Below are 14,252 nucleotides of genomic sequence, written 5' to 3' on the forward strand. Positions count from 1 at the left end.
TGATCTGTGCTAATTTTGTAGTGACTTAAAGGTTATAAAAATGCAAATCATAGATCAACAATACATTAATGGCAGGTTGGTAAAGTCTGCCGGTAGGCATAAGGTAGAAATCATAAATCCTGCCAATGGAGAAATAATCGGGGAATCCGTTTTGGGAAATGAGCAGGATGTACTGATGGCGATAGCAGCTGCAAAAGAAGCATTTCCTGCATTTGCCGCCTCTACCGTAGCGGAACGCCAGGAGTATTTACAACAATTGCATGATGCCATTATCGAAAGGATCGATGAACTGAAAAAAGCAACCATTTTGGAATACGGGGCAACGGTACAAAGGGCAGAATGGTCTAACCGTTATGCAGCAGAAATTTTTCTGCAATTCAAAGATTTGCTGTCAGACTATAATTTTGAACGTTCCATTGGCCAATCACAATTGGTTATGACCCCGCTGGGGGTTACGGCCATTATGACTGCATGGAATTCCAATTCGGGTTCTATCTGTGTAAAGCTGGCGGCAGCCATTGCAGCGGGCTGTACTACGGTTATTAAACCGAGCGAGTTCAGTTGCCTGCAATCGAAAATTTTAACCGAGGCATTTGATGCAGCAGCTCTACCGGCAGGTGTTATCAATGTAGTTAATGGTTATGGGGATGTAATGGGATCGGTTTTGTCTACACATCAGGATATCGCAAAAATCTGCTTTACCGGTTCCAGTGTGGTAGGCAAAATCATTGCGAAAAATGCGGTAGATACCATGAAACGCCTGACGTTGGAACTCAGTGGAAAATCGCCGAACATTATTCTGGACGATGCCGACCTGGACAAAGCTGTTACATTGGCTATTAATGCCTGCTTTCAAAACAGCGGACAAGCCTGCGTAGCCGGTTCGCGTTTATTGGTTCCGGAACACTTACTTGAGCGGGTAAAGCCATTGCTGAAAGAAAAAGTAGCCGGGTTAAAAGTTGGATTACCTACTGATCCGGAGACTTATATAGGCCCGATGGCCAGCCAGAAACAGTATGACCGCATTCAGCATTATATTCAATCGGGAATCGCAAGCGGAGCAGAAGTATTGGTAGGTGGTACGGGTAAGCCGGAAGGATTGGAAAACGGCTTTTTTGTTAAACCTACCGTTTTTATCAACTCAACCGCTGATATGCCCATCGTAAAAGAAGAAATTTTTGGACCTGTACTTTCCGTATTGACTTACGAAACCGAAGAAGCGGCTATAGCAATGGCCAACGATACCGTATATGGTTTGCAGGCTTACATCAGTTCATCCGATATTGAAAGAGCCCGTAAAATGGCTAAACAAATCAATGCAGGCCGGGTATTGATTAATACACTGTGGCACGATGCGGATACGCCTTTTGGAGGATTTAAACAATCGGGGATAGGCAGGGAAGGGGGCATTTTCGGCTTAGAAGCACAACTGGAACCGAAGGTGATCGTAAAAGAGGTGATACCATGATGAACGGATAGTTTTACGTCACGTTTTTTATCTGTGCATAACATTAATGGATTAAATTTTTATCGGTTTCCTGACTGAATCAAAAGAAAATAAAATCTTTTCGGGTAAAGCTTTTATTAGAGGAGTAAATTGATGCATCGGTATAAATAGAAAAATTATGGCGAAATTTGTAGCTGTGAGGTTGACGAAAAATAATATACAAAATCCAATCGCTTTTTCCTGTTATGAGCAAAACAGCAGGGAAGGTGAAAACTATGTAGAACACCACACCTTACAATTTCAGGTTACAGGCACACTCACTTTGTTTGATGGAAAGGAGAGTTACCTTTCGCAAAAAGGAGGCTTCCAGTTGGTAAGGAGAAATCAATTGATGAAATTTTTCAAAAGGCCAGAGAAAAATGAACCTTTCCAATCCCTATCTATTTATCTCTCTCTGGATTTTTTAAGGTCGTTTGCACGCGAACAGGCTATAAAAGTGGAGTCGCAAGCGGTTTATCCACCGGTGGTTAATCTTTATAAAAACGATTTGTTGGATAGCTATCTACAATCCGTTCAGGTATATGCACATTCAAACGAAATACAGGATTCAGCAATAGTAAATGCCAAGTTAAAAGAAGGATTATTACTTATTTTAAAGCGTAACCCGGAGGTGGCACAAATTTTATTTAACTTTTCTGAGCCGTATAAAATAGATCTGCAAAGCTTTATGGAGGAGAACTTTATGTTTAATGTTCAGATAGACCGTTTTGCTTATTTGACCGGAAGAAGTTTGGCTGCTTTTAAGCGCGATTTTAAACAGGAGTTTGGTGTTCCTCCGGGGCGTTGGCTTACCAAGCGAAGGTTGGAAGAAGCTCATAAAATACTTTCGGGTACCCATAAAACGGCGTCTGAAATTTATATCGATCTCGGCTTTGAAGATCTATCCCATTTTTCGCACGCCTTTAAGAGGCAATATGGTATCCCACCGTCAGGTATGAAAGATAAAGGTTTCGGTTAAGCCCCGAGATTTTCGATGTTTACCACTGGGTACCTCTTTTCTGTAATCTTTAATTTGGATAATCAATCCCTTAATCTGTTTAACACAAGGATTCTATTGAATTTAAAGTATGCAGGAGCTAAAATTTACTTGGCTGTTTCATTTCCGGTTATTGTTGTCCTGCCAAAAAAAATAAATATTAAGCAGGTTAGCTACATCCCTCGTGATCATAAAAGTGCTCCCCAAAGCCAGCTTGGGGAGCACTTTTTCCCGGTCATATTCACTCGCCTTTAATTATGCTGTTGTGAATCCCACATCCGGCTGAGTTACTACATTCTTGTTTTTTTAACAGGGCCATTGGTAGTGTTTTAAATATCGACAACTACTTTGCCTACCACCCGGTTGGTTTCGACTTCTATATGTGCTTTCGCTATTTCTTCAAAGGGGAAGGTTTTGTGAAGATGGGGCTTTAAAGCTCCTTTTTCCAATAGCCGGGCAATGGCTGTGATGGTTTCGTTTTTGGAAGCCACCATCATAAACTCGATGTTTACCTGTTTCACATTAGCCTTTTCTTTTGCTTCCTGTTGAATTTCGGGGCTGGGAAGGGTTACGATGATTCCTCCCGAACGGACTGCATCAACAGAATGAAGCAAAGTTTCGCCCTGAATGGTATCTAAAACAATATCGGCATCCTGAACTTTTTCGGCAAAATTTGCCTTTGTGTAATCGATATGTTCATCGGCCCCTAACGACAAGACAAAATCCCTGTTTTTGGCAGAAGAGGTGCCGATTACATAAGCCCCGAAATATTTGGCAACCTGCACAGCAAAGTGCCCTACACCGCCTGAAGCACCGTGAATTAATACTTTATTTCCATTTTTGATTTTGGCAACGTCCACCAGGGCCTGGTAGGCGGTAGAAGCTGCCATTGTAGAAGCTGCCGCCTGTTGGTGCGTGGTGTTTTGGGGTTTCAAAGCCAGGTGTTTTGCCGGCGAAGCCACATATTCTGCATAGGCTTTGCCATTTCCGAAAAAATTGACCATTCCAAATACTTCATCCCCGATTTTAAAGCCGGTTACCTCCTTACCTGTTTCCACTACTGCTCCCGAAATATCCCAACCTAAAATTACCGGTCGTTCTTCCCCGAAAATCCAGCCTAAAACACCATCGTAAGCCCTCGCTTTAACATCTACGGGATTAATGCTTATGGATGCCACTTTTACCAACACACCATCCGCTGGTAAGGTTGGTCTCTCCATTTCTACAAATTGCAGGTTTTGCACACTGCCTGCCTCTTTTAAAATAACTGCTTTCATTTTATGATCGTTAAAATTACCAGACGAAAGTAGTTTAATAGTATATTTGTGACAAGTATGCACTTTTTAGTATGCTACATACTAAAAACATACTTTTATTGATTATCAATTGATTATAAGATGTTAAAAAATGAAAAATACTTAAACGGTGAACCCTCTTGTGCGGTTGATTACGCTTTCAGGCGAATAGGCGGAAAGTACAAGGGACGGATTTTGTGGTATCTACACGCGAATACGATTTTGCGTTATGGCGAACTGCGAAAAACGCTGTACGATATTACCCCCAAGATGCTCACCCAGACTTTGCGAGAACTGGAAGATGACGGATTGATTAGCCGGAAGGTTTATCACGAAGTGCCGCCCAAAGTAGAATACAGCCTGACCGAAACGGGGAAAGAGTTAATCCCGTTTATTGATTATTTGCGGCAATGGGGCGATAAGCAAATTGCCAAAGAAAGCCGTAAACTTTAATTTCAAATTAAAAGAGCGGAAGTGTTTTATGCCCAGGTGTGTGTTTTGGAGAACCGCTCTTGCCACGAGTGTGTCAGAACCCCATTAGATGGATTTAAATTTGCTTAAAACCAGCCAATTGAACACTTTTAGCGAAAATGAGTGCCCCTTTGTAATGTTTATGTGGGTAGTTTGCAACAAAAACAGTAGCCAATTTTGGAATAATCTACATGCACTCATTTAAATCAATTGACAGAAGCATCTATAAAATCGGTGGTAATGGACAATGATTTTAGCAAACTTTTGCTGTCGAACATAAGTGTTATAATACGTTTTCCCTTCTTAAAACTAAGTTTCGTTCCCTTGGGAAACATGGTATCCTCACCAAGGTTTTCCCTTCTTATCTTTTCCCTTCTGAATTTTATGGCACTTTGTTTTGAGGTTGTTCTGTTCATAACCAGATTAAAGGGGAGATCTTCCACCTCAACAACGATATCCTCTGGAATAACAAAAAATATCTCATTAATATTTTTGTCTTCCCCAAGAGGGCTATAGAGTTCCATGCCTGATTTGGTTACCCATTTTGCATAGGGCTGATCGTTGGCGTCTTCATAAAAAACAGTTTTTACGCCTAATGCGGTCGAAACTTTATCTGGTGTTTGTGGAAAGATAAACTCAGAATTTTTATTTAAAAGGGCCTTAAGACCAGCATTTCTCTGTGCAAAAGAGAATGGGGCCAGAAGCTGAAAGAGTAATGTTAATCTGAATACAATTGTTTTCATAAGTATTGTACGTTAACAGGTTAAGGTTATAAATCACATACGGCACCGAAAACTATCGCATATCATCTTCCTGGTGGCTGGAAAGAAATATGGGCAACCGGTTAATGGGAAACTTAAATTATCCGTTTGATAGCATGGAAAACCAACTATACCAACATATGAGCCAATAGCACTATAACAATTGCTCCCGGTGGGCGGCAGCAATCATTTCGGCAACATTCTTGACTTCAAATTTTTGGATCAGGTTTCTTCGATGGGTATCCACAGTAAGAGGACTTAAAAAAAGCTCCTGGGCAATATTCTGACTCGTCTTTCCTTGTGCCAGGAGCGATAAGACTTGTTTTTCCCTTCTGGTAAGCTGTGGGGCACCGCGTAATTGGTTTTTTGTAGGCCGGCTGATAATTTCTACTACTTCCTTACTATAACAGATGGTTCCCTTTATGGCTCCAGTGATACACTGGCGAAGCTCCTCAAGCGAGCTATTTTTAAGGAGATAGCCGCTGGCACCGTTCTGGATAGTTTGCATAATAATGCTCCGTTCAGTATGATTGCTGATAATGAGTATTGTTGTATCTGGAAATTTTTCTTTGACCATCTTGCAAAGTTCCATACCACCAATATCCGGTAAGGTGACATCCAAAAGGATAAGATTAACCGGATTCCTGCTTAAATAAGAAAGAAGCTGCGCCGCGTTTGAAAAACTGCCAACGATCTCCAGATTGTCTTCATTCTTAAGCAAGGTTTTAAGCCCTTCGATAACGATGGGATGGTCATCGACTATAACGGTAAGCAATTTATTCATCAGTACTGGTTTTAAGTTCTATATCTATACTCGTTCCTTCGCCGGGCATGGAATGGACTTCAAATTTTCCTTGCAGAAACGCTATACGATTCTTAAGGTTTTCCAATCCCATTCCTTTCTTATCCGAAATTGAGGCCATATCGAAACCTATCCCGTTATCTTCAAAGGTGATAAACATGGTATTTTCATTTTGGCTGCACTGCAAGATAAGGTTGTTCGCATGAGCATGCTTGATCGCATTTGATATCAATTCCTGAACGATACGGTAAATGTTCAGCTGTACGTTCATTGCAATGTCTTTTTTGATTCCAAACATTTCAGAGGTAATCAGCAGGCCATCACGCATATAGAATTCACACAGATCTTTTAAGGCTGTTTCAAGGCCGAACTTTAGTAATGTTTCAGGTACCATGTTGCGGGCAATCCTGCGCAGTTCTGTGACCGAACTATCCAATTGCCCGATAATACGGTGAAGGTCTTTATCATCGGTGATGCCACGCTGTGTGTCTGTCAATCCTGAAAGTCCTATCTTAACACCTGAAAGCATTCCGCCGAGACCATCATGGAGGTCCCTTGCAACCCGTTCCCTTTCAAGCTCTTCGCCTTCAAGCATGGCTTTAGCGATCTTAAGCTGTTGTTTCCTTTCCATTTCGCTCAGCTGCTGACGATAATTGATCTCCCTTTGCCGTGCCAGCTTCCGCCTGCTACGGGCAGAAAAAAGTACAAAAACAAGCAAAAGAAGAAGAAAAAGGCATCCCATACCCAAGATAAGTTTGTACAAATTGTCATTTCTTGCGCCGAGCTGTGCCTGTCTGTTCTCAGATTGCAGGGCCTGTATTTTTTGCAAGCTTTTTGCGCTCCTGTACCTGGTTTCCAGCTCATTGATCTTTACCTTGGTCTGGTCGCTGCTTATACTGTCGCTTGCTTGGCTATAATTGTTCAGCCAGTGGTATGCCTCTTTATAATCTCCTAACTTTTCACTCATTTTGGCCAGTTCGGAATAAATCGTTACCCTGTCATTGATTTTGGCGGTCAAAGTCCCTTCTTTCACAATATCTAGTAATATTTGCCGGGCCTTGCCATATTTTTTCTGCTGCTGATAGACATCATATCTGCGGAAAAAAAACTGTTGGTAGAGCTGCTGCTGGTTATACTTTTTTGCCAGGGTAACACCTTTATCTATACTGTTGAGTGCTTTATCAAAGGATTTGATGGTGGAGTAGTAAAGCGCCTCGTTGTAGTAATACAGCGGATAGTTCAAAGATGAAGGATATGGTTTCAGAATTCTTTGTGCCTTTTCCAACAGCTTACGAGCCTTTTCTCCTTGATTGTCGTACGAATTGATACTTACACCTGTGAGATAAGAAAACATAAGGTCGGTGGATCGGGGAGCTTTTTTTTCCAGTAAAGCTATCGCCTTTTCATTATAGGAGGCTGCTTTCGAAAACTGGTAGTTATTCATCAGGATAGTGGCAAGCTGGGTATAATAGTAAGCGACAACGCTCGGGTCACCCGTCTTTTCGGCAATAGGAATCGCCTTTTCCAAGGTTACTTTCGTAATAAAAGCATACCCCATTTTGTCTATATTCATCAGGGCATAATTGTACCAGGATGCCGCCCGTTTCGCATAAGCTTTTTTTGTGCTGAAATGGGAAAGTGCTCCTTCAGCCTTTTTAAAGGCCTCGGATGCCTTCGGTTTGTTCCAGTTGAAATAATACTGTCCTTTATAAAAAAGTGCCAGTGCACTTAAATACCTATCGTTTCTTGCTGCAACTGTTCCGGCCGCTAGATAGGCTTTACTTTTCAGGGTATCCTTGAATTTCCAATATTCTACCAGAAGAAAGTTAGTAGTTGCTCTTGAGCTGTCGGCAATTTTTTTCTGAAGAACGTGCTGCAGGCTGTCGAGGTAGTGTTTTTCATTGAGCGGAACCTGCTGTTGGCCAGCGGATTTAAATGAGACCAAAATACATATCAGGAAAAGAAAAGTTTTTGTCATTGTTTAAAGAGAATATTTATCATAGGCTGCGGATCAAATTATTCAATTTAGCTATCTAACCAAAGCAATTGCCCATGTAAATATCTGACATAATTCTGGACCCACCACTATTCCATCCCGATGTTATGAAAAATACCTAAAAACCAGTAGAAAAAAAACGATAATAATCGGTATTTCTTTTGGACACGACATCCAATAGTTTTGCCTTTATACCGAAATCAGCATGATATTATGAAAACAATGTCTTTTAAAGGAACTTTTTCAACAAAGGGAACCATTGCCAGAAGAGCTTTTAGCAGTGCATTATCGGTTGCATATTTTCTGATAATCGCGCTTTGCCTTTCTGCATGTTCAAAAGATGAAGGCGGGGATGTAGCCGCTGGCGATTTTTATCTCCGTGCGACGGTTGGTAGAAAAGAAGTAAATTTCCATAACGTGAACTTTCAGGGAGGTGGCAATGATAGCCGCTTTGAACATATCGTGGTGGGTGGTTATGAGACTTCCTATCCATTATCAGGGCCTATTCCGCCTTCGCTGGATTTTGAGATCTGGAGGCTCGGCGGTAATATTACCGCAGGAACTTATGCAACGCCCGCAGAAAATAAGATGATCGCCCGCTATGCAATACAAAAACCTGAAGGTACGCTGCTGTACAATACCTCATTTGCAGATGATGTATTTACACTGAAAATTGAGGCGATCAGTAAATCTGGTATCAAGGGTACCTTTTCCGGAACCGTCAGGAACATGGCAGGAGAGGCAATTAGCATTACCGACGGGACATTCAATCTTCCTTATCAAACTGTTATTAATCCATAAATCTATATCATGAAGCTAAAAAAATACGTACTTACAATCATTTTTATTGCATCGTCAGCAGCTGTAGTTTCAGCGCAGTACAAAGAGCCGGAAAAAAAAGATAAGGTAGAGATCTTCCGTCCGGAAATGACATTCGACTCTTTACAGGCAAAAAAAATGTTAGCAAAGGGAAGCGCTGTAATTAAAGGTGTAGCTTATACTAAACAGAAACATCCTCTTGGATACAGTGTACCGCTATCACCCCGCATATTGGCTAATAAAATGACTGTTGTTCTTTTACCGGTTACGCCGTATTTTGAAGAATGGTATAAACTTAGAAAGGATAAAGAAAATATAAGGAAGAAACGTTTTGTCTATCTCTCAGATCAGGCTTACAGATACAGGCTCGAAGCGGTGACCAATAGTGATGGGGAATTCACCTTTCCTGAGATGCGGCCTGGCAAGTATTTCCTGCAAGGTATCTTGGATTACACCCTAAAGGGCAAGTATAACGAGTATACAGGGAGCGGCTATAATGATTACGGTGGACGGACCGATTATTATCAACAAAAAGAGTATTCCAAAAATATCCAGGACAGGATCGAAGAATTTGTCGAGGTAAAGGAAAACAGCGAAATCGTTAAAGTTAGGCTCCATTAGATTATAAAAATATCTTACATCATGACAATAGTGAAAAAAATCGCAGTGTTAGTGATTCTTATAGTATTGCGCTCGGGAGTTGAGGTACATGCCCAACTCGGGGCCGTATTTCAGAAAGCAAAATATGAAGCCGTAAAAGCAGCAGGTAAATCAGGGAAGCGCAGTAACGTTGTATTGACTGGCGATTCGCTGGTTTTCGCCGAAAATTTCTCAGCATTTGTACCCGGTGCCACTGCTACAAGCTTTAAAAGCAATGGAACGGCCACTATTACAACGGTAGCAGGGCAGAACGGGAAATGGTTGGATTTAAGGGATAAGACGATTTACAAATTTTCCAATCCGCTCCACTATCCCCGCCGGTTTACCTTATCTTTTGACATTATTGCACAAGCTGAACAGGTAAATGATATTGCACCATTGTCGTTTGGTTTCACCAGCGATAACAGTGTCCGTCAATATGCAAGTAATATCGGGACTTATGTGCAACTGCACTATTATGATACCAATCAGGTGAATATTGGCAGCAATAAACCGGAAAAATTTGTAAATACGACCTTTGATCTTGCGCCATGGATCAACCGCCCGTTGCATATCGTCCTTTCGGTTGATGGGGAACGGATGGTGGTACATTTAAATGATGTAAAACTGGTGGATACGGTTCTCTTCAGCACGGCTGCGGCTAAAAACTTTTATATAGCGGCTCCTTGGGAATATGCCAATGGTTCAAGGGTGTTGGTAAGTAATTTCAAAGTTCAGGATTTAGGAAATGGAACTAAATAGTATCTGCAGTCCGGCAATTGATGCTCATCTACCTGAAGGAATAAAAACGTATATAATGGTATCCCTTTGCAATGGTTGGCAGTTTTTATAAGTTGCTAATCGATTACACACTAAAAATATTGGAAAACTTTCCCCTATATTATGAAGAAAATGGCGAAATCCGACTTTGTTAAAGAATCCATACCAAACACACGTTATAATAAAAACAATTATATGAAGGCTTGTTCTAAATGGGTTAAACGGATAGGTTTAGTTGCACTGATTATATTGTTACTTATTGCAGGATTTATCTTTGAAAGGGTATCCCGAAATGACGCAGAAAAAATAACGCCAGACGGCAATTTTGCAGAAGTAGACAATCATTTGTTGCATTATTACAAAAAAGGAAATGGAGGGCCGACTGTAGTTTTTGAAACGGCATTCGATCCTGCCGGACATCTGCAATGATACCATATTCAACAACAGTTACCGGTTTCTTATACAAGTTTTTCCTATGACAGGTCAGGAATATTATGGAGCGAACGTGGCCAGAATCCATTAATTAGAACACCAGCTTTCACTACCGGTTATGATTTTTAAGAGTAAGCATATGATTAAAAAAACTAACATTACGATACTGTTTTTAATATTCATTCAATTATCGTTTGGGCAGGAAATCTCAACTTTTAATGACAGCATTTCAGCTAATTTTAATGAAATTAAAATTGAGACAGGCAAGCATAAACACCTATGGGGAAAAGATTTATATGGACCGATATTATTAGTCAATCCTGATACGAGGCAAATAGCTGCAAACTTTTCCGACAGCACAGGCATCCTCAAGCAAAATGGTAATATTTATTACGGAATTTTACCTGCCGAAATTAATATGGCGAACACAGCTGTCAATTGGGATGGAAGACGTTGGGCTATGATTATGCTTCCATTGCCAGTCAATAAACAGGACAGGATAAATTTGCTTGCCCATGAATTGTTTCATGTAAGCCAACCATTATTGGGGTTCCAGCTATTTAACGCTGAAAACAATCACCTTGACCAAAAGAATGGTAGAATTTATTTACGTTTAGAACTGGAAGCATTAAAGAAGGCGTTACAAACAGATAACAAAATTGAACGAAAAATGCATCTTACTCATGCCTTAACTTTTAGAAAATACAGATATTTGCTTTGTTCCGGAGCAGATATTTCCGAGAACTTGTTAGAATTAAATGAAGGAATTGCTGAATACACAGGTTCAGTGGTCAGCGGGAGAGATAAAAAGCAATCACTCGAACATTTTGTTAAAAGCATAAGCTCTTTTCTAAGCAATCCTACATTTGTTCGGTCATTTGCTTATCAAACAACTCCTGTCTACGGTTACTTACTTGATGATACAAAAAAGGGCTGGAACAGAGAAATAACAATCAAGACAAATCTGACGGACTATTTCATAAAAGCATCTGATATAAAAATACCGAATAATTTAAGGAAAATAACTGCCTTACTTTTAAATCAATACAACGGCAAAGCAATTATTTCAGAAGAAGAAGCAAGAGAAAACAAAACAAAAAAGCTAATTGCTGAATATAAGCGTAAATTTATTACCCAACCCCATTTTGAACTCGTATTTGAGAAAATGAATGTATCATTTGATCCAAGAAATATTATACCTATTGAAGATAAGGGAACAGTCTATCCAAATATTAGAGTTACTGATAAATGGGGAATACTTACCGTTGAGAATGGCGCATTAATGAGCGCTAAATGGGACAAGATTTTAGTAACCAGTCCATTGAAAATAGAGAATCAGATTATAACCGGAGCGGGCTGGATACTAACGCTTAATGACGGATATTCTGTAATAAAAGACGAAGTAACGGGCAACTATAAATTGACAAAAAAATAGAAACTGCGAATGTCGGATGCCAAAAATTAAAATGAAGTTCTTGCTGATTAGTGATGAGAACGCTTTAAAAATATAAACCGACGCTGCTAAAGCCCGGAAAGTATTTTCAAGTGATTAAGGTTGAAGGGTTTACCAGCAAAATGAAGAGGGTGTTGACAGTTAATGAGTACCCTCTTTATTTTGCTGTAAATTTATTTTACCTTATTTATTGTCTGGTTCAATAAAGGCGTACAGATATTTTACTTTGCCGTTTTCGGTCAGGAAAAAGTCCATGCTGTTGAGTTTCCCGCTTCCGGTTTGGATGTGCCCAAAAAGCCGGGCACTGTTTTGAAGCGGCTCTATAGGTTTTGCTGCTGAAAATTGATAAGAAGGATCCTCGTCTATCAGTTTTCCTATAAAATCAGAAACGGCTTTTAAACCTTCCAAGATCAGCTCCTTATCCAACATCCTGATATCATCTGCATAAATCTTTTTAAGAAGTGTTTCGCGTTTTTTTGCGTCTTTTTCATTCCAGGCGGCAACATGTATTTCTTGTAATTGGTCGGGTAATTTTTCCATTATATTTTATTTTTGTTCCAAAATTCCTATTGTTGTTGGGGCGATAACATCACCCTAATTTTATTCTCTGCTATGATCCGGAAATGTATCCGCCTGTAGTAAAGCCGTTTGTGCGTCCATAAGAGGTTAGTGTGATGAACATCGGCCGGATCCTCTCTAAATAAGCCTTTGCCCTCCATCTACATGCAACGTTTCTCCCGTTATTATTTCATTGGCCATAAAAAACAGAATAGCCGATGCAACCTGGTCTGTCGTTGCCACACGTTTTAAGGGGAGCTTTTGGCTCATTGAATTTACAAATGCTTCTTTACCCGATCCAAGTGACTTGGACAAAAGAGGTGAATCGGTGGTTCCGGGTGAGACCGTGTTCACACGGCGCGGTGCCAGCTCAAGGGCAAGGCCACGGGCCAGCGCCTCAACCGCAGAAGATGCAGCTGCTAATATTGCGGTTCCCGGTGTGGGGCGGTCTGCCAATACACCGGAGGTAAAAGTGATCGATGCTTCTGGTGAGAGTTTTTCGCCAAGCGAGCGGATGACGTACAATGCCCCCCAAATACGTTCATCGAAAGCTTTATGCAGGTAATCTATATCTGCCTCCAAAATTGTTCCGGCAACAAAGGTACCCGCCAGCAGAACCAGGTGATCGACCTGCTGAACATCAGATAGGGCTGCTTCGATCGTTTCCTGTTTTGTAATGTCGGCAGCCTTCCATTTAAATCCATTTTCGTTTGCTATCCGTTCGGTATTGCCGGGATTAAAACCGATGATCGTAACTGTTGCCCCCACGGCCTTTGCCTGCTTTGCCGTGGCAAGCCCGATACCTGAGCTTCCGCCAACGATCATTACATGTTTATCTTTCAAAATGTGATTTGCCCTGGTCATTTCGTTTGGTTGAATATTATATGATTAATGGCATAAAGATATCCGGGCCTGATCCGGTTTACGATGAGTTATGATAAAAAAAAATGTTGACCTGTATCAACATTTTCAGATTTAAGGCTTTTTATGGTCATTCCCGCCGAGGGCAGATTTTATAGAAACACCTGTCTGCTAAACGCGCTGCACCGGAAGCTACCGGCCGGTGTTATCAGGCAATATATCCAGGTCTGACATTCCCTGATAGCAAGAAATGTTTATCTTTACAACATGCTTACTGCGCTTTTAAATTACCTTTACCAACAAACCGCTATTCCACTCTCGGAGGAAGATATAGCATTGATGCGGAAGGCGTTTATTCCGAGGAAGTTCAGAAAAAGGCAATTCTTGTTACAGGAAGGGGATATATGCTGGTATATATCTTTTGTTGTAAAAGGGGCCGTCCGTCAGTATACCGTAGATGAAAAAGGAAACGAGCACGTGCTGAACCTGGCAATAGAAAATTGGTGGACTTCTGACCGGGAGAGTTACCATAAGCTAACACCATCGATCTATAATATTGATGCCTGGGAAGAAACCCAGGTGCTAATGCTCCCGAAGGCAGATGGTTGGTACGATAAAGTCAATGCTATTCCCGCGTTTGCCGATTGAGGATAAAACTTGACGATGCGCATCATATGGCCATGCAAAGCAGGTTGCATTCCTCTATCAATTACCCTGCAGAATACCGGTATGAAGAATTGCTGCGAAAATATCCTGATTTCTTGCAACGGTTTCCCCAGCATATCATCGCTTCTTACCTCGGAATTACCAAGGAAACGCTTAGCCGTATCCGCAATCAATCTCTTAAAAAATAAACTAACGATTGTTATTGCTGCAGGTTGTTTAGGTATAAGCCGGTTTCG

The 14,252-nt window shown here is 40.9% G+C and carries 16 protein-coding genes; 10 read left to right on the forward strand and 6 right to left on the reverse strand.

What is annotated here, in order from left to right:
* Positions 1-40: 40 nt before the first annotated feature.
* Positions 41-1,468 (forward strand): aldehyde dehydrogenase family protein, encoded by a 1,428-nt coding sequence (locus GGQ60_RS03295; protein ID WP_183759957.1) that lies wholly within the window; start codon positions 41-43, stop codon positions 1,466-1,468.
* Positions 1,469-1,625: 157 nt separating this feature from the next.
* Positions 1,626-2,465 carry a helix-turn-helix domain-containing protein gene (locus GGQ60_RS03300; RefSeq protein ID WP_183759958.1) on the forward strand — a complete coding sequence of 280 codons (840 nt, stop codon included), beginning with the start codon at positions 1,626-1,628 and terminating at the stop codon, positions 2,463-2,465.
* 347 nt (positions 2,466-2,812) lie between these two features.
* On the opposite strand, the gene GGQ60_RS03305 is transcribed toward GGQ60_RS03300, so the two are convergent.
* Positions 2,813-3,760 carry an NADP-dependent oxidoreductase gene (locus GGQ60_RS03305; protein WP_183759959.1) on the reverse strand — a complete coding sequence of 316 codons (948 nt, stop codon included), beginning with the start codon at positions 3,758-3,760 and terminating at the stop codon, positions 2,813-2,815.
* A gap of 120 nt (positions 3,761-3,880) precedes the next feature.
* Here GGQ60_RS03305 and GGQ60_RS03310 point away from each other — a divergent pair, with 120 nt between their 5' ends.
* On the forward strand, positions 3,881-4,231 hold the full coding sequence (locus GGQ60_RS03310) for a winged helix-turn-helix transcriptional regulator (RefSeq protein WP_183759960.1): 351 nt from the start codon (positions 3,881-3,883) through the stop codon (positions 4,229-4,231).
* Positions 4,232-4,455: 224 nt separating this feature from the next.
* Here GGQ60_RS03310 and GGQ60_RS03315 read toward each other — a convergent pair whose 3' ends face one another.
* The 3 genes from GGQ60_RS03315 to GGQ60_RS03325 form a co-directional block, all read right to left on the reverse strand.
* Entirely contained in the window at positions 4,456-4,992 is a 537-nt protein-coding gene (locus tag GGQ60_RS03315; RefSeq protein WP_183759961.1) for a hypothetical protein, read from the reverse strand.
* A gap of 172 nt (positions 4,993-5,164) precedes the next feature.
* Positions 5,165-5,794: a response regulator transcription factor gene (locus tag GGQ60_RS03320; RefSeq protein ID WP_183759962.1), complete on the reverse strand. Its 630-nt coding sequence runs from the start codon at positions 5,792-5,794 to the stop codon at positions 5,165-5,167.
* Positions 5,787-7,790: a tetratricopeptide repeat-containing sensor histidine kinase gene (locus tag GGQ60_RS03325; protein WP_183759963.1), complete on the reverse strand. Its 2,004-nt coding sequence runs from the start codon at positions 7,788-7,790 to the stop codon at positions 5,787-5,789. Before GGQ60_RS03325 ends, GGQ60_RS03320 begins: the two co-directional genes overlap by 8 nt.
* A gap of 231 nt (positions 7,791-8,021) precedes the next feature.
* On the opposite strand from GGQ60_RS03325, the gene GGQ60_RS03330 reads away from it, so the two are divergent.
* The 5 genes from GGQ60_RS03330 to GGQ60_RS03350 all read left to right on the forward strand — a co-directional run bounded on the left by GGQ60_RS03330 (position 8,022) and on the right by GGQ60_RS03350 (position 11,913).
* The gene (locus GGQ60_RS03330; protein ID WP_183759964.1) at positions 8,022-8,609 is read left to right on the forward strand and encodes a hypothetical protein; all 588 of its coding nucleotides are present in this window, start codon (positions 8,022-8,024) and stop codon (positions 8,607-8,609) included.
* Positions 8,610-8,618: 9 nt separating this feature from the next.
* Positions 8,619-9,248, forward strand: coding sequence for a carboxypeptidase-like regulatory domain-containing protein (locus GGQ60_RS03335; RefSeq protein ID WP_183759965.1), 630 nt, complete (start codon positions 8,619-8,621; stop codon positions 9,246-9,248).
* 21 nt (positions 9,249-9,269) lie between these two features.
* Complete coding sequence (locus GGQ60_RS03340; RefSeq protein ID WP_221235863.1) at positions 9,270-10,028, forward strand: hypothetical protein; 759 nt, start codon at positions 9,270-9,272, stop codon at positions 10,026-10,028.
* Between the two features lie 141 nt (positions 10,029-10,169).
* The gene (locus GGQ60_RS03345) at positions 10,170-10,475 is read left to right on the forward strand and encodes a hypothetical protein (RefSeq protein WP_183759967.1); all 306 of its coding nucleotides are present in this window, start codon (positions 10,170-10,172) and stop codon (positions 10,473-10,475) included.
* A gap of 142 nt (positions 10,476-10,617) precedes the next feature.
* Positions 10,618-11,913 (forward strand): hypothetical protein, encoded by a 1,296-nt coding sequence (locus GGQ60_RS03350; RefSeq protein WP_221235864.1) that lies wholly within the window; start codon positions 10,618-10,620, stop codon positions 11,911-11,913.
* 201 nt (positions 11,914-12,114) lie between these two features.
* Here the strand turns inward: GGQ60_RS03350 and GGQ60_RS03355 are convergent, their stop codons facing one another.
* Positions 12,115-12,471: a nuclear transport factor 2 family protein gene (locus GGQ60_RS03355; protein ID WP_183759968.1), complete on the reverse strand. Its 357-nt coding sequence runs from the start codon at positions 12,469-12,471 to the stop codon at positions 12,115-12,117.
* 156 nt (positions 12,472-12,627) lie between these two features.
* Positions 12,628-13,353 (reverse strand): SDR family oxidoreductase, encoded by a 726-nt coding sequence (locus GGQ60_RS03360; RefSeq protein ID WP_183759969.1) that lies wholly within the window; start codon positions 13,351-13,353, stop codon positions 12,628-12,630.
* Between the two features lie 264 nt (positions 13,354-13,617).
* Here GGQ60_RS03360 and GGQ60_RS22860 point away from each other — a divergent pair, with 264 nt between their 5' ends.
* Positions 13,618-13,998 carry a Crp/Fnr family transcriptional regulator gene (locus GGQ60_RS22860; protein WP_221235865.1) on the forward strand — a complete coding sequence of 127 codons (381 nt, stop codon included), beginning with the start codon at positions 13,618-13,620 and terminating at the stop codon, positions 13,996-13,998.
* Positions 13,995-14,204 carry a cyclic nucleotide-binding domain-containing protein gene (locus GGQ60_RS22865; protein WP_221235866.1) on the forward strand — a complete coding sequence of 70 codons (210 nt, stop codon included), beginning with the start codon at positions 13,995-13,997 and terminating at the stop codon, positions 14,202-14,204. The genes GGQ60_RS22860 and GGQ60_RS22865 overlap by 4 nt, the downstream gene beginning before the upstream one ends.
* The last annotated feature ends 48 nt before the right edge of the window (positions 14,205-14,252 follow it).

The sequence above is a fragment of the Pedobacter zeae genome, from assembly GCF_014196715.1.
Lineage (GTDB): Bacteria > Bacteroidota > Bacteroidia > Sphingobacteriales > Sphingobacteriaceae > Pedobacter > Pedobacter zeae.

Coding starts and splice junctions, on each gene's coding strand:
- GGQ60_RS03355 (WP_183759968.1), bottom strand. CDS start 12,471: ATGGAAAAATTACCCGACCAATTACAAGAAATACATGTTGCCGCCTGG.
- GGQ60_RS03345 (WP_183759967.1), top strand. CDS start 10,170: ATGAAGAAAATGGCGAAATCCGACTTTGTTAAAGAATCCATACCAAAC.
- GGQ60_RS03340 (WP_221235863.1), top strand. CDS start 9,270: ATGACAATAGTGAAAAAAATCGCAGTGTTAGTGATTCTTATAGTATTG.
- GGQ60_RS03335 (WP_183759965.1), top strand. CDS start 8,619: ATGAAGCTAAAAAAATACGTACTTACAATCATTTTTATTGCATCGTCA.
- GGQ60_RS03305 (WP_183759959.1), bottom strand. CDS start 3,760: ATGAAAGCAGTTATTTTAAAAGAGGCAGGCAGTGTGCAAAACCTGCAA.
- GGQ60_RS03350 (WP_221235864.1), top strand. CDS start 10,618: ATGATTAAAAAAACTAACATTACGATACTGTTTTTAATATTCATTCAA.
- GGQ60_RS03310 (WP_183759960.1), top strand. CDS start 3,881: ATGTTAAAAAATGAAAAATACTTAAACGGTGAACCCTCTTGTGCGGTT.
- GGQ60_RS22860 (WP_221235865.1), top strand. CDS start 13,618: ATGCTTACTGCGCTTTTAAATTACCTTTACCAACAAACCGCTATTCCA.
- GGQ60_RS03295 (WP_183759957.1), top strand. CDS start 41: ATGCAAATCATAGATCAACAATACATTAATGGCAGGTTGGTAAAGTCT.
- GGQ60_RS03325 (WP_183759963.1), bottom strand. CDS start 7,790: ATGACAAAAACTTTTCTTTTCCTGATATGTATTTTGGTCTCATTTAAA.
- GGQ60_RS03360 (WP_183759969.1), bottom strand. CDS start 13,353: ATGACCAGGGCAAATCACATTTTGAAAGATAAACATGTAATGATCGTT.
- GGQ60_RS03315 (WP_183759961.1), bottom strand. CDS start 4,992: ATGAAAACAATTGTATTCAGATTAACATTACTCTTTCAGCTTCTGGCC.
- GGQ60_RS03330 (WP_183759964.1), top strand. CDS start 8,022: ATGAAAACAATGTCTTTTAAAGGAACTTTTTCAACAAAGGGAACCATT.
- GGQ60_RS03300 (WP_183759958.1), top strand. CDS start 1,626: ATGGCGAAATTTGTAGCTGTGAGGTTGACGAAAAATAATATACAAAAT.
- GGQ60_RS03320 (WP_183759962.1), bottom strand. CDS start 5,794: ATGAATAAATTGCTTACCGTTATAGTCGATGACCATCCCATCGTTATC.